At 66.1% G+C, this 12,444-nt stretch carries 10 protein-coding genes and 1 pseudogene; 7 read left to right on the forward strand and 4 right to left on the reverse strand.

Going from position 1 to position 12,444, the window contains the following annotated elements; genetic code table 11:
• The first annotated feature begins 21 nt into the window (after positions 1–21).
• Positions 22–987, forward strand: a complete 966-nt coding sequence (locus tag K226_RS0117280; protein ID WP_024815979.1) for a tripartite tricarboxylate transporter substrate binding protein BugE — start codon at positions 22–24, stop codon at positions 985–987.
• A 481-nt stretch (positions 988–1,468) separates the two neighbouring features.
• On the forward strand, positions 1,469–3,061 hold the full coding sequence (locus K226_RS0117285) for a methyl-accepting chemotaxis protein (protein ID WP_024815980.1): 1,593 nt from the start codon (positions 1,469–1,471) through the stop codon (positions 3,059–3,061).
• Between the two features lie 410 nt (positions 3,062–3,471).
• Here K226_RS0117285 and K226_RS0117290 read toward each other — a convergent pair whose 3' ends face one another.
• Positions 3,472–3,966, reverse strand: coding sequence for a hypothetical protein (locus K226_RS0117290; protein ID WP_024815981.1), 495 nt, complete (start codon positions 3,964–3,966; stop codon positions 3,472–3,474).
• Positions 3,967–4,207: 241 nt separating this feature from the next.
• Between K226_RS0117290 and K226_RS0117295 the strand changes: the two genes are divergently transcribed.
• From K226_RS0117295 to K226_RS0117305, 3 genes are all read left to right on the forward strand, one after another.
• Positions 4,208–5,167 (forward strand): chemotaxis protein, encoded by a 960-nt coding sequence (locus K226_RS0117295; RefSeq protein WP_024815982.1) that lies wholly within the window; start codon positions 4,208–4,210, stop codon positions 5,165–5,167.
• 321 nt (positions 5,168–5,488) lie between these two features.
• The gene (locus tag K226_RS19945) at positions 5,489–6,025 is read left to right on the forward strand and encodes a hypothetical protein (protein WP_024815983.1); all 537 of its coding nucleotides are present in this window, start codon (positions 5,489–5,491) and stop codon (positions 6,023–6,025) included.
• 42 nt (positions 6,026–6,067) lie between these two features.
• Positions 6,068–6,718, forward strand: coding sequence for a DUF4124 domain-containing protein (locus tag K226_RS0117305; RefSeq protein ID WP_024815984.1), 651 nt, complete (start codon positions 6,068–6,070; stop codon positions 6,716–6,718).
• A gap of 41 nt (positions 6,719–6,759) precedes the next feature.
• Here K226_RS0117305 and K226_RS19200 read toward each other — a convergent pair.
• A pseudogene (locus K226_RS19200) lies at positions 6,760–7,709 on the reverse strand (NAD-dependent epimerase/dehydratase family protein).
• Positions 7,710–7,956: 247 nt separating this feature from the next.
• On the opposite strand from K226_RS19200, the gene K226_RS0117320 reads away from it, so the two are divergent.
• Together K226_RS0117320 and K226_RS0117325 are read left to right on the forward strand one after the other, a co-directional pair.
• Positions 7,957–9,015, forward strand: coding sequence for a CDP-6-deoxy-delta-3,4-glucoseen reductase (locus tag K226_RS0117320; RefSeq protein WP_024815986.1), 1,059 nt, complete (start codon positions 7,957–7,959; stop codon positions 9,013–9,015).
• A 103-nt stretch (positions 9,016–9,118) separates the two neighbouring features.
• The gene (locus K226_RS0117325) at positions 9,119–10,096 is read left to right on the forward strand and encodes a tripartite tricarboxylate transporter substrate binding protein (RefSeq protein ID WP_024815987.1); all 978 of its coding nucleotides are present in this window, start codon (positions 9,119–9,121) and stop codon (positions 10,094–10,096) included.
• Between the two features lie 124 nt (positions 10,097–10,220).
• Here K226_RS0117325 and folK read toward each other — a convergent pair whose 3' ends face one another.
• Complete coding sequence (folK, locus tag K226_RS0117330; protein ID WP_238324290.1) at positions 10,221–10,715, reverse strand: 2-amino-4-hydroxy-6-hydroxymethyldihydropteridine diphosphokinase; 495 nt, start codon at positions 10,713–10,715, stop codon at positions 10,221–10,223.
• Between the two features lie 92 nt (positions 10,716–10,807).
• Complete coding sequence (pcnB, locus tag K226_RS0117335; RefSeq protein WP_024815989.1) at positions 10,808–12,397, reverse strand: polynucleotide adenylyltransferase PcnB; 1,590 nt, start codon at positions 12,395–12,397, stop codon at positions 10,808–10,810.
• Positions 12,398–12,444: the final 47 nt, after the last annotated feature.

Genomic DNA, 12,444 nt, shown 5'->3' on the forward strand with positions numbered 1-12,444 from the left:
TTCAACAACAGGAGACAACACATGATCCGTCGCAACGCCCTGGCCCTGAGCCTGCTGGCCCTTTTTGGCACCGCCGCCCACGCACAGGGCTACCCGCAAAAGCCCATCCGCCTGCTCGTGCCCTTTGCCGCAGGCGGCACCACCGACCTGATTGCACGCATCATTTCCGAGCCGCTGGGCCGTGAGCTGGGCCAGCCGGTGGTGGTGGAGAACAAGGGCGGTGGCGGCGGCAGCATTGGTGCAGCCGAAACCGCGCGTGCCACCCCCGACGGTTACAACCTGGGCATGGCCACCGTGTCCACTACGGCCACCAACCCGGCCATCAACCCCAAGATTCCCTACAACGTCGCCACCGACTTCACGCCCATCATCAACATTGCCGCCACGCCCAATGTGATTGCGGCCCACCCCAAGCTGCCCTTCCAGGACTACAAGGGCATGTTGGCCGCCGTGAAGAAGGAACCGGGCAAATACGCCTACGCATCGCCGGGCAACGGCAGCATCACGCACCTGATGATGGAAATGTTCAAGCTGAGCACCCAGACCTTCATGGTGCATGTGCCCTACCGGGGCTCGGGCCCGGCCCTGAACGACGCCGTGGCGGGCCAGGTGCCGCTGATTTTTGACAACCTGCCCTCGGCCCTGCCCTTCATCAAGGAAAAGCGCCTCACGGCCCTGGTGGTGGCAGCGCCCCAGCGCGTGCCCGCCCTGCCCGATGTGCCCACCTTCAAGGAGCTGGGCCTGGAGTCGGTAAACCGCATGGCCTACTACGGCATCATCGGCCCCAAGGGCCTGCCCAAGGACGTCGTGGACAAGATCAATGCCGCTGTCCGCAAGGTGGTGCAAGACCCTGCCATCCGCAAGCGCATCGAGGAAACGGGCTCCATCATCATGGCCGACACCCCCGAGGCATTCGCCAAGCAGATGCGCGAAGAGCTGGCCGTGTACAAGGACGTCGTGGCCAAGCAAAAACTCACCCTGGATTGAATTCCAGTCAAAACAGGCTGTAGCCGTTTGTAAGCAAGCGCATATAGCTATTTATTTGATAGCTATTTGCGCGCTCAGGCATCCCCTCCGGCCACGCATCGGTTCGCGGGGGCTGCCTGCCTGCCGCGCGGGATGGCGCCTGCGGTGGAAATTCGCCAGCCGAGGGTTGCGGCTGGTGCACCGGTGGAGTTTGAAGGCGTAACGTTTCACCCGCCGCACTTCGGCCTTGTCTTCACCGGCAAGGCCGTTGTGTTGTGGCGGCTGGCTGCGTGCTGGCAAGCAACACCTGGGGTACGCGGGACGCCTCGGTCTGCAAAAAAACCGCCACAGGACATTTTTGCGCTGCAAAATCTTGGCATACAAATAAATACATTTATTCCCACTGCGCCCCCGATCGACACGCGCCTGCGCGCAGTGCGCATTTAGCCGGTTTCAGCCATCCCCTGTTGCCGCGTCGGCCGGTGGCACCAAAGGACTCCCCATGAAGCTCAGCCTCAAACTCCCTCTCGCCTTTACCGTGTCGCTGTTGCTGCTGTTGGCGGCGGCGCTGTTTGGCATCAGCCGCCTGAACCAGGCGCTCGACACCTACCAGATCACCGTGGCCCAGAGCTTCGAGCATGAGCGAATGGCATCCAGCATGCTCAATGACTTCAAGGTGCAGGTGCAAGAGTGGAAGAACGTGCTGCTGCGCGGCAAAGACCCGGCGCAGCTCACGCGCTACTGGGCAGCTTTTCAAAAGCAGGAAAAATCCATCAACGAACAGGCGCAAAAGCTGCTGGCCGCCCTGCCCGCTGGCGAGGGACGCGAGCGCGTGGCGCAGTTTGTGCAGGCCCACGAGCGCATGGGCGCCGCGTACCTCCAGGGTTTTGAAGCCTTCAAGGCGGCCGACCACGACCCCCAGGTGGGCGACAAGGCGGTGGCCGGCATGGACCGCGAACCCTCTGAACTGATCGACCAGGCGGGAGCGCTGATCGCCAAGGCCAGCGGCGACGTGGCGGCGCGTGCCGCTGCCACCGCACAAACCGCCACCACCATCAGCCTGGTGGTGATGCTGGTGGTGTGCGCCCTGGGCATTGGCGGTGCCGTCGCCTTTAGCCGCACCGTGGTGAAACCGCTGGACAACGCCGTGCGCGTGTCACAGGCGGTGGCCGGTGGCGACCTTACGGTGGCAACCGAAGTGCGCGGCAAGGACGAGATTGCACAGTTGCTCAACGCCCTGTATGGCATGCAGATGAGCCTGTCGCGCGTGGTGAGCAATGTGCGCAGCAACGCCAACAGCGTGGCGGCCGCCAGCAGCGAGATCGCCCATGGCAACAACGATCTCTCGGCGCGCACCGAGCAGCAGGCCAGCGCGCTGGAGGAAACCTCGGCGTCGATGGAAGAGCTCAACTCCACCGTGCAGGCCAACGCCGACAACGCCCGCCAGGCCAATCAGCTGGCCGTGAACGCCTCCACCGTGGCGGTGCAGGGGGGCGACGTGGTGGCCGAGGTGGTGGCCACCATGAAGGGCATCAACGACAGCAGCCGCAAGATCAGCGACATCATCGGCGTGATCGACGGCATCGCCTTTCAGACCAACATCCTGGCGCTGAACGCCGCGGTGGAAGCCGCCCGTGCGGGCGAGCAGGGCCGAGGGTTTGCCGTGGTGGCCAGCGAGGTGCGCAGCCTGGCCCAGCGCAGCGCCGAGGCCGCCAAAGAGATCAAGACCCTCATCCACGCCAGCGTGGAGCGCGTGGAACAAGGCACCACCCTGGTGGACAAGGCGGGCGCGACCATGACCGAAGTGGTCAGCGCCATCCGCCGCGTGACGGACATTGTGGGCGAGATCAGCGCCGCCAGCAGCGAGCAAAGCGCGGGCGTGGCCCAGGTGGGCGAAGCCGTGACGCAGATGGACCAGGCCACGCAACAGAACGCAGCGCTGGTCGAACAAAGCGCTGCCGCCGCCGACAGCCTGAAGGTGCAGGCGCAGCAGCTGGTGGACGCCGTGGCCGTGTTCCGGTTGTTGCCCGGCGAGGGGCACGATGCAATCGCCCCCGGGCCGGGTCGGCAAGCCCGCCGGCTGACGGCGGCCTGAATCAACGGCCGCCCCCCGGTAGCCCTGCCGTTGCCCGGCGGGCGGTGCCGAGGTTGTTTTTTTGCTAGGGCTGAAACTACAGACCAAAACGCGCGCTAGACCAATACCATCGAGCGCAAGAAGCTATTATTTATATAGCACCTTGGAGCCCGAGAGTCAGGCCCCTGGATATCTCAAGTGCCATTCAGGCGGATTGCACCGAAGCCCCTGGACGGCCCCCAGGGCGAGCGGTGCAAACCGCATCGGGCCAGGGCAACACAAGCCACCCGGAGCCAGCCCCAGCACGAGAGCCTCCAGTGACCAGGCGGCCAGGCGGCGCAACAAGGCGACGGCATTACCGCACAGCCCTGCGCGCCCCTGGCGGCATCTGGCGGCACTTGGCAGCACCCGTTGGCACCCGGCGGCACAGGTCAATGGCGCCGCTCAAACCCGCTTTCCACCCAGGCCAGGGCACTGGCGGTAGTCAGCTTGAAGCTGGGCGGCGCGGGCGCGCGCGCCAGTTCCTCGCCCAACTCGTCCTGCGCGCTGAGCGTGGCCGTGGCACCCTCTTCATCGGGCACGATGACCAGGGCCACGCGCAGCCGCTGGCCTTGGGCCGTGGTGATCGTCACGTTCTTGTTGAGCTGTGCGTGCAGCTGCTGCTCATGGCGGCGCAGCACCTCGCTGGCCGTCTTGACCAGGGTGTTGAAGGCTGACACATCGAGTGGCTTGGGGTTTTTCTTGTCACGCCCCATGGTCCACGGCCCCACCAGCGCGGGCTCGGCCTCGCCATGCAGCGTCATCGACACGGCCCAGCCATCGTCGTCCTCGTTCTTGATGACGCGTGCCGTCCAGCGCTCGTCGCTCCAAAGGCGGGGTTCGTGGATGGGGGTGGGGGTGTCGTCGTCGGTGTCGGTGTGGGTCATGGGTGCGGGGCAAAACGGGAAAAAGGCGCAGAGCATACGGCGGTTTGGCCCGGTCTGGCCCGGTGCGGCCCACCACCGCTTGTAACAGCCGCGCATGGTGCGGGGGCTTTCGGCCCTGCACGGTGGGCACCGCCGGCCAGGCTGCGGCCGGCTTTGTCGGCGCGGGCTGATATTTCCCACTGCCCGAGCGCTTCTGCTTCTAAAATTTGTAAAAACGCGTATCCACGCAAAGGACATTCCCATGAAAAACGTGCAGCGAGATATTGAAGAGCGCACCAACCTCACAGGCACCAACCAGTTCGAGCTGCTGCTTTTTCGCCTGGGCGCCGACAGCGCACTGGGCAAATCCGAGCTTTTTGGCATCAACGTTTTCAAGATCCGTGAGATCGTGGCCATGCCCAGTATCACGCCCATCGCGGGCGCAACGGCGTATTCGCTGGGGGTGGTCAACCTGCGCGGGCAGATCATCCCGGTGCTGGACCTGCCGGCCATTGTGGGCTGCAAGCCCAAGACCGGGCTGAACATCATGCTGGTGACCGAATATGCGCGCACCACGCAGGCGTTTGCCGTGGAGTCGGTGGAAGACATCGTGCGGCTCGACTGGAAACAGGTGCTGTCCGCCGAGGCCAGCGGCGCCGCCGGCAAGCTGGTGACCAGTATTGCGCGGCTGGATGGCAACACCGATGGCTCGCGGCTGGCGCAAGTGCTGGATGTCGAGGCCATCTTGCAGTTGGTGTCGCCGCCCGAGGGCAACCAGGTGGATGCCCAGAAAGTGGGGCCCCGCCTGGTGATGAAGCCCGGCACCATCATTCTTGCGGCCGACGACTCGTTTGTGGCCCGCTCGCTCATCGAACAAGAGTTGCAGTTGCTGCACGCACCCTTCGAAATGGTGAAGTCGGGCAAGGAGGCCTGGGACCGGCTCAATGCCCTGGCCATCCAGGCAGCGACCGAAGGCAAGACTGTGTGCGACAAGGTGGCGCTGGTGCTGACCGACCTGGAAATGCCCGAGATGGACGGCTTCACGCTGACGCGCCAGATCAAGCAGGATGCGCGCTTTCATGGGCTGCCGGTGATCATCCACTCGTCGCTCTCGGGCTCGGCCAACGAAGACCATGTGCGCAGCGTTGGCGCAGATGGCTATGTGGCCAAGTTTGTGGCCGAAGACCTGGCAGACGCCATGCGGCGGGTGCTGCCCTCCTGACAGGGTCGGCGAGGCGATTATTCAAGCAAAAAATGGCTCTAGCCATTACTGGTAAAGCGCTGACAGCTACATAAATAATAGCATTTGCAACCTCTTTGGCGAGTCGGCGGATCACCAGGGTTTTGCGCGGCACTGTGGCGCGGTGGCGCCAGTCGTCGCACCCACCACGGCGGCGCACCACGAGGCAGGTCAACCGGAATGGCCCGCCAGGCGTCTAATGGATGGCGCAGGACCGCGAAGTTGTAACACCCCGCCGGGGCGCTTTTCACGGGCTTTACGCAATGGGCGGAACGCCATGCGCAACGCCAGAATCTGACCACCATGACACATCACCCGCTTGCCCGCATTGTTTCTGCCGTTGCGCTTGCCGCACTGGCCACGGGCTGCGCCGTGGTTCCTGGCGACCCTTACTACACGCCACAGCCCACCGGCTACGGTGTGTATGAGCAGCCCGCCTATATCTACGGCAGCCCGCCTCCGGTGTATGGCTACCCGGTGGCCCCACCGCCCGGCTATTTTGGACGCCGGTACGACGATCGCAATGACTGGCGCGAACGCGAGCGTGCCCACCGTGAACGCGAAGCCCAACACCAGCGCGAAGCCCAGCGTGAGCGGGAAGCGCGGCGCGAGCGCGAGGCCCGTCAGGCCCGGGAGGCCCACCGCGAACAAGACGCGCGCCGGGACCGTGAGCGCGACCAGGCACGGGACCAGGCCCGCCGTGAACAGGCCCAGCGGGATCATGCCAACCGCCCCCAACGCGACGACGATCGCCGCCAGCGTGGCGACGGCACGCACCGACCCGATCGCCCGGACCAGCCCCGTTGGCGAACCGACGCCCCACGCGGCCAGGGCAGTTGAGAACGTACCCGCGTTCTGAGGACTTCTTTCAGGAAAACCACCATGCCCATCGTGCGCAACTCCCTGGCCGCCTGTGCGGTGCTTGTGTGTTTCACCGCGCAGGCCCAGGTGCTGCGCTGTACCGATGCGCGCACCGGCCAGGTCACCTACACCGATGGCACCTGCCCGGGTGCCGCATCGGTTCGTGAGGTCGAGCCCCGCAAGACGCCGCAAGAAATCCAGCTCGAGCGTGAGCAGGCCACCCAAGCGCTGGCGCGCAAGCAGCAGCAATTGCAGGCCGAAGCGGTCACCCGGCAAATCGACGCCGATCGCGACGCGCGGCGCGAGCGAGAACTGGCGGCAGGCGCCCCGCGCCCGGCTGCGCGCCCGCAGGACTATGCGCGGTCTGCAGAGTGCGCCCGGTCACGTCGCAACCTTGACGTGGTGCTCGGCAGCGCCGACGGCACCTACGAACAGAACCTGCGCGTCGAAGCCGCACAACGCCAGGTGGACCTGGACTGCCTGGGCCCCGAGGGCTATGCCGAGGTAGAAAAAGCCCGCGCAGGCAGGCAGATGCAGGCGCCTTCGGTCGTGGTGGTTCCGCCGCGCTATCCCGTTTACACCCGGCCGGCTCCGCCGCCGCCACCGCGCCGGATCACGCATTGCAACGTGTTTCGCTGCTACGACAGCCAGGGCAACAGCTACCCGCGCTGAACACCGGGCGGCGCCTTTCAGGGCGCCTTTGAGGGCAATCTTCAGGCGCGCAGGCCCGTGGCCACGGTGGGGTAGCGCAGCCGCAAGCCCAGCTCGTCCAGCAGGCGGTGGTTGTCAAGCCGGCGCGATTCGCTCATGAAACTCAACAGCATCACCGGCAGCGCATCCTGCGCGGTGCTGCGCGGCACCCTGGGCGGGCGCGGCAGCCGATACAGGTCGGCGGCCAGATCGAAATAGTCGCCCATCTTCATCGCGCTGGCATCGCTGACGTTGTAAACCCGCTGGGGCTTGCCACGCCACAGCGCTGCCAGGCAGGCGCGCGCCAGGTCATCGGCATGGATGTGGTTGGTGTACACGTCGTCTTGCGCCGTGAGCACGGGGGTGCCCCTGCGCAGACGGGCCTCGGGGGTTCCGCCCTCGCGGTCAGGGGCATAAATGCCCGGAATGCGCAGAATGCTGGTGCGCACGCCAGCGCGCCCCAGGTGGCGCACGGCGCGCTCGGCATTCACGCGGCGCTGGGCACGGGCGTGCCGGGTGCCACGGTGCGGGTTTCAGCCACCAGGGCGCCCGCGCAGTCGCCATACACCCCGCTGGTCGAGGCGTACACCAGCGACACCGGCAGGCTGCGCAGCCGCAAGGCCCGCGCCAAGGCCACGGTGCGCGGGTCGCGCCACCAGGCGGCACCGCCACCGCCTTCGCCCGGCGGTGGTGCCAGGTGCACCACGCGGGTGGCCAGGCCCGAAAGACGGCGCAGTGTGGCAGCGTGGTCCAGATTGCCCACCAGCGGCGTCACCCCCTGCGCGCGCAGGCTGCCCACGCGTTCGGCCTGGGATGTGAGCGCCAGCACACGCAGGCGCTGCGCCCCCGGGCCGGTCAGCAGGTTGCGCGCCATGCGCTGGCCCACATCGCCATAGCCCACGATCAGCAGGCGCTCGCGCCGAAACCGGGAGGGCAACGCGCCCAGCCCACTGGTGACCGCCACGGTGCTCATGGGGTCACCTCCGTGCTGCGCAATGCGGCGCGCACTGGCTGCAAGCGGCGCTGCACGGCGCCCATGCGGTGCCACTGCGCCACAATGGCACGGCGCTTGCCGTGGCTCTGGCGTGCTGCAGGCGCGCGCTGTGGCCATACGCGGTGGCAGGCCGTGGGGCTGTTAAGAGAGCGATCAGGTTCTAAGGGCAAAATCGGGGCCGTTCGCATGAAGACAACTTGAAGAATAGCCCAAGGATACCCACACCATGACCAGCACAGAGACGGCCAACGCAGCGTTCCAGATCACCGTGCAACCCAGCGGCCGCGCATTCAGTGCCAACGCAGACGAAGCCATCCTGGCGGCGGCCATCCGCAGCGGCGTGGGGCTGCCCTATGGCTGCAAGGACGGCGCCTGCGGTTCGTGCAAGTGCAAAAAAATCAGCGGCGCCGTGCACCATGGCGAACACCAGTCCAAAGCCCTGACGGCCGACGAAGAAGCCGCAGGTTTTGTGCTGACCTGCTGCGCCCACCCCCTGACCGACGTGGTGCTCGAATCGCGCCAGGTCACCGACGAAAGCGCCTTCCCCGTCAAGAAGATGCCCGTGCGCGTGGTTGCCTTCGAGAAAAAATCGCACGATGTCATGCAGTTGCGCCTGCAGTTGCCCGCGGCCGACACCTTCCGCTACCACGCGGGCCAGTACATCGAGTTCCTGCTGCAAGGTGGCGTGCGCCGCGCCTATTCCATGGCCAACGCCCCCCACACGCAGGCCGAGGCCCCGGGGCTGGAGCTGCACATTCGCCACATGCCGGGCGGCAAGTTCACCGACCATGTGTTCGGCGCCCTGAAGGAAAAGGAAATCCTGCGCATCGAGGGCCCGTTTGGCAGCTTTTTCCTGCGCGAGGATTCGGCCAAGCCCATCGTGCTGCTGGCATCGGGCACCGGGTTTGCACCCGTCAAGGCGCTGATCGAGCACATGCAGTTCAAGGGCATCACGCGCCCCACCACGCTCTACTGGGGCGGCCGTCGGCCGGGCGACCTGTATCTGCACGACTGGATGCTGGCGCGCGCCGCGCAAATGCCCAACCTCACCTATGTGCCCGTGGTGTCCGATGCCCTGCCCGAAGACGGCTGGACGGGCCGCACCGGCTTTGTGCACCAGGCCGTGCTGCAGGATTTTGCCGACCTGTCGGGCCACCAGGTGTATGCCTGTGGCGCCCCCATCGTGGTCGATTCGGCACGCGCCGCCTACAGCGCCGAGCGCGGCCTGCCGCCCGACGATTTTTTTGCCGACTCCTTCACCTCCGAGGCCGACAAGCACGGCTGAACATTGCCGGTTGGCCGGGATGCAGGCCGCCGGCACGGTGCCCATCGCACCCGCCAGCGGCCTTTTTTCAGGGGGCTCGCTCCGTTTTTTGCACAATGGCGCCATGAACCGCCGAAACATCCTCCTCGCATGTGCCGCTGCCGCAGCGGTTTTTTCCTCTTCCCTGGCCATGGCCCAGGACACGGGCGCACCCATTCGCCTGATCGTTCCCTACGCCCCCGGTGGCCCGCTGGACATCACGGCCCGCGCGCTGGCAGAGCGGGTGCGTGACTCGCTGGGCACGGTGATCGTCGACAACAAGGGCGGCGCGGGTGGCAACATTGGCGCCGACGCCATCGCCAAGGCCGCGCCCGACGGCCTGACCATCGGCATTGCCGCCACCGCCACGCATGCCGTGAACCCCTGGCTGTATGCCCGCATGCCTTACGACGCCGCCAAGGACTTTGCCGGCATCACCCAAATGGTGCGCGTGCCCAACGTGCTGGTCATGAACGCCGAAAAGGCGGCACAACTGAAGATCAACAGCGTGGCCGACCTCATCGCCTATGCCAAGGCCAACCCGGCCAAGCTCAACTATGGCAGCGGCGGCAACGGCAGCGCGGGCCACCTGGCGGGCGAAATGTTCAAGCAGCGCGCGGGCATCTTTGCCCTGCACATCCCCTATCGTGGCGGCAACCCGGCCCAGCTGGCTCTGCTGAGCGGCGAGGTCGATTTCAACATCGACAACCTGGCCACCGCCGCGCCCAACATCCGCTCAGGCAAGCTCAAGGCCTTGGCCGTGACCAGCCTGCAGGCCAGCCCGGCCCTGCCCGGCGTGCCACCGTTGTCCAGCACCTTCAAGGGCTTCTCGATCGACACCTGGTGGGGCCTGGTGGCGCCCGCCGGCACACCCAAGCCGGTGATCGCCAAGCTGAACAAGGCCTTCGTGGCCGCACTCAACGCCCCCGAAACCAGAACCCGCTTTGGCGCACTGCTCGCCGAGCCCGTGCCCACCACCCCCGAGCAATTCGACGCCTTCATGGCCAGCGAACGGGCCAAATACCAGTCACTGGTGAAAGCCTCGGGCGCCAAGGTGGATTGATGGATGGGGTGATCGCCTTCCGCCGCGACGGCAGGTAGCGCCCATTTATTTATATGAAATATGGCAGCAGCGCTTTATCCATAAGCGCAAGCAGCTATATATTCAGGAGCATTGCAACACCTGACTAACTGAGTTGACGTGTTGCCTGAATCGCCCAGTCAGCGCCCTGCACCCGGTCGATGCGCTGCGGGGCCACGGCCGCCAGCTGGTGCGCTGGCACCCGGTCAGGGGCCAGCTCGGCCAGGGGGCACAGCGCAAATGCGCGCTCGTGCAGGCGCGGGTGCGGCACCGTGAGCGTGGGGGTGTCGATCACCTCGTCGCCGTACAGCAGGATGTCCAGGTCCAGTGTGCGCGGGGCGTTGCGGTACGGCCGCTCGCGTCCGGCCGCCTGCTCGATCGCCTGCAGTTGCGCCAGCAAGGCATGGGGCGCCAGGGTGGTTTGCACCTGCGCCACAGCGTTCAGATAGTCGGGCCCGCCCGCATCCACCGGCGCACTGCCATACAGCGATGAAACGCCCTGCACGCGCGTGCCCGGCAGGGCCCCCATGGCCGACAGGGCGGTGCGCAGGGTGGCCAGCCGGTCACCCAGGTTGGCACCCAGGCCGATCCAGGCAGACACGGGCGCAGATGCTGCGGGGGCAGCGGAGGCCTCAGGCGCAAGTACAGGGTTGACCACCGGGGGTGCGGCACCCTGCATGAAGAAAACCCCGCTTATTCGCCAGCGGCGGCAGAGGCAGCGCCTTCGCCATTGCCAGCACCGGGCTTGCGACGGCGGCGGCGGCGCTTCTTGGGCGCATCGCCGTCAGCCAGCGGCGCGGCGGCGTCGGGCAAAGATGCCGTACCGGCGGCCGCCTCACGGGGCGCAGCCCCTGCGGCGGGTGCGCTGCGTGGCACGCGTTTGACTACAGGCTGGGTCTTTTGGCGGGCTTTCTGCTCTTCGCGGGCCTGGTCCATGAGGTCTTCGCGGCGTTCATCGCTGGCGCCCTGGAAGTCTTGCCACCATTCAGCCAGGGCCTCTTCCACCTCGCCCACGTCGGCACGCAGGCGCAAGAAGTCGAATCCTGCGCGAAAACGCAACTGATCGACCATGCCAAAGGGCCCGCTGCCTACCCGCTTTTCAAAGCGCGGCTGCATCACCCAGATCTCACGCATGTCGGCCGCCAGCTTGCCGCGACCCGACACGTCGCCAATGCGCTTGTCAAACACGTCGTCGATGGCCTCCTGCAGCGCCGGCAGAGGGTGCTGGCGCTGGTTCTGGCGCTCTGTCCAGCCATTGCGCACGTCCTCCCACAGCACGCAGGCCAGCAAAAAGCTGGGTGCCACGGGCTTGCCTTCGCCCACCCGGCGGTCGGTGTCGGTGAGGGCGGCGTTCACAAACGGTGTGGCGGCACGCTCCACCACCACGTCCAGCAACGGATAGATGCCCTTGGCCATCCCCAGCTTCTTCAGTTGCTCGATAGTGGCAATGGCATGCCCCGTTTGCAGCAGCTTGAGCATTTCGTCAAACATGCGGCTTTGCGGCACCTCGGCCAGCAACAGTTGCGACTGCACCAGGGGCGCGGCAGTGTTGGTCTCGATGGTGAAGCCCAGGGCGCTGAGCTTGGCCGCAAACCGCACGGCGCGAATAATGCGCACGGGGTCTTCGCGGTAGCGCGTGGCGGGGTCGCCAATCATGCGCAGTGTTTTCTTCTTGGCGTCCTGCAGGCCCTTGTGGTAGTCCACCACGATCTGGCTCACCGGGTCGTAGTACATGGCGTTGACGGTGAAGTCACGGCGCGTGGCGTCTTCGTCCTGCGGGCCCCACACGTTGTCGCGCAGCACGCGGCCGCTGGCATCCACGGCATGTTGCATGCCCGACAGCTGGGCCTTGCTGGTCTTTTCGTTGCCCGCCACCTGGCCTGCAGCGGCGTTGTCGAGGTAGGCGCGGAAGGTGGAGACCTCGATCACCTCGTGCTCACGGCCCCGGCCATGCACCACGTGCACGATGCGAAAGCGCTTGCCGATGATGAAGGCGCGGCGAAACAGCCCTTTGACCTGCTCGGGCGTGGCGTTGGTGGCCACGTCGAAGTCTTTGGGGCGCAGGCCCAGCAGCAGGTCGCGCACGGCGCCACCCACGATGTAGGCCTCAAAGCCCGCCTGCTTGAGGGTGGCCACCACGTCGGCGGCGCGGCGGTCCACCAGCTCGGGGTTGATGCCATGCACCGAGGCGGGCACCTCTTCACGCTTGCCGAAATGCGGCTTGCCGCCCGAGGTGCCGGGCGTGGATTTGCCGAGCAGTTTGTTGATGAACTTCTTGATCATGGGTATGCAGTAAACAGGTGGAGCGGCGCAAACATGCGGTCAAGGTG

The organism is Acidovorax sp. JHL-3 (assembly GCF_000526295.1).
Classification (GTDB): Bacteria; Pseudomonadota; Gammaproteobacteria; order Burkholderiales; family Burkholderiaceae_C; genus Acidovorax; species Acidovorax defluvii.

Bases quoted from the DNA above. Each gene is read 5' to 3' on its own strand.
- K226_RS0117280 (WP_024815979.1), top strand. From the start codon at position 22: ATGATCCGTCGCAACGCCCTGGCCCTGAGCCTGCTGGCCCTTTTTGGC.
- K226_RS0117285 (WP_024815980.1), top strand. From the start codon at position 1,469: ATGAAGCTCAGCCTCAAACTCCCTCTCGCCTTTACCGTGTCGCTGTTG.
- K226_RS0117290 (WP_024815981.1), bottom strand. From the start codon at position 3,966: ATGACCCACACCGACACCGACGACGACACCCCCACCCCCATCCACGAA.
- K226_RS0117295 (WP_024815982.1), top strand. From the start codon at position 4,208: ATGAAAAACGTGCAGCGAGATATTGAAGAGCGCACCAACCTCACAGGC.
- K226_RS19945 (WP_024815983.1), top strand. From the start codon at position 5,489: ATGACACATCACCCGCTTGCCCGCATTGTTTCTGCCGTTGCGCTTGCC.
- K226_RS0117305 (WP_024815984.1), top strand. From the start codon at position 6,068: ATGCCCATCGTGCGCAACTCCCTGGCCGCCTGTGCGGTGCTTGTGTGT.
- K226_RS0117320 (WP_024815986.1), top strand. From the start codon at position 7,957: ATGACCAGCACAGAGACGGCCAACGCAGCGTTCCAGATCACCGTGCAA.
- K226_RS0117325 (WP_024815987.1), top strand. From the start codon at position 9,119: ATGAACCGCCGAAACATCCTCCTCGCATGTGCCGCTGCCGCAGCGGTT.
- pcnB (WP_024815989.1), bottom strand. From the start codon at position 12,397: ATGATCAAGAAGTTCATCAACAAACTGCTCGGCAAATCCACGCCCGGC.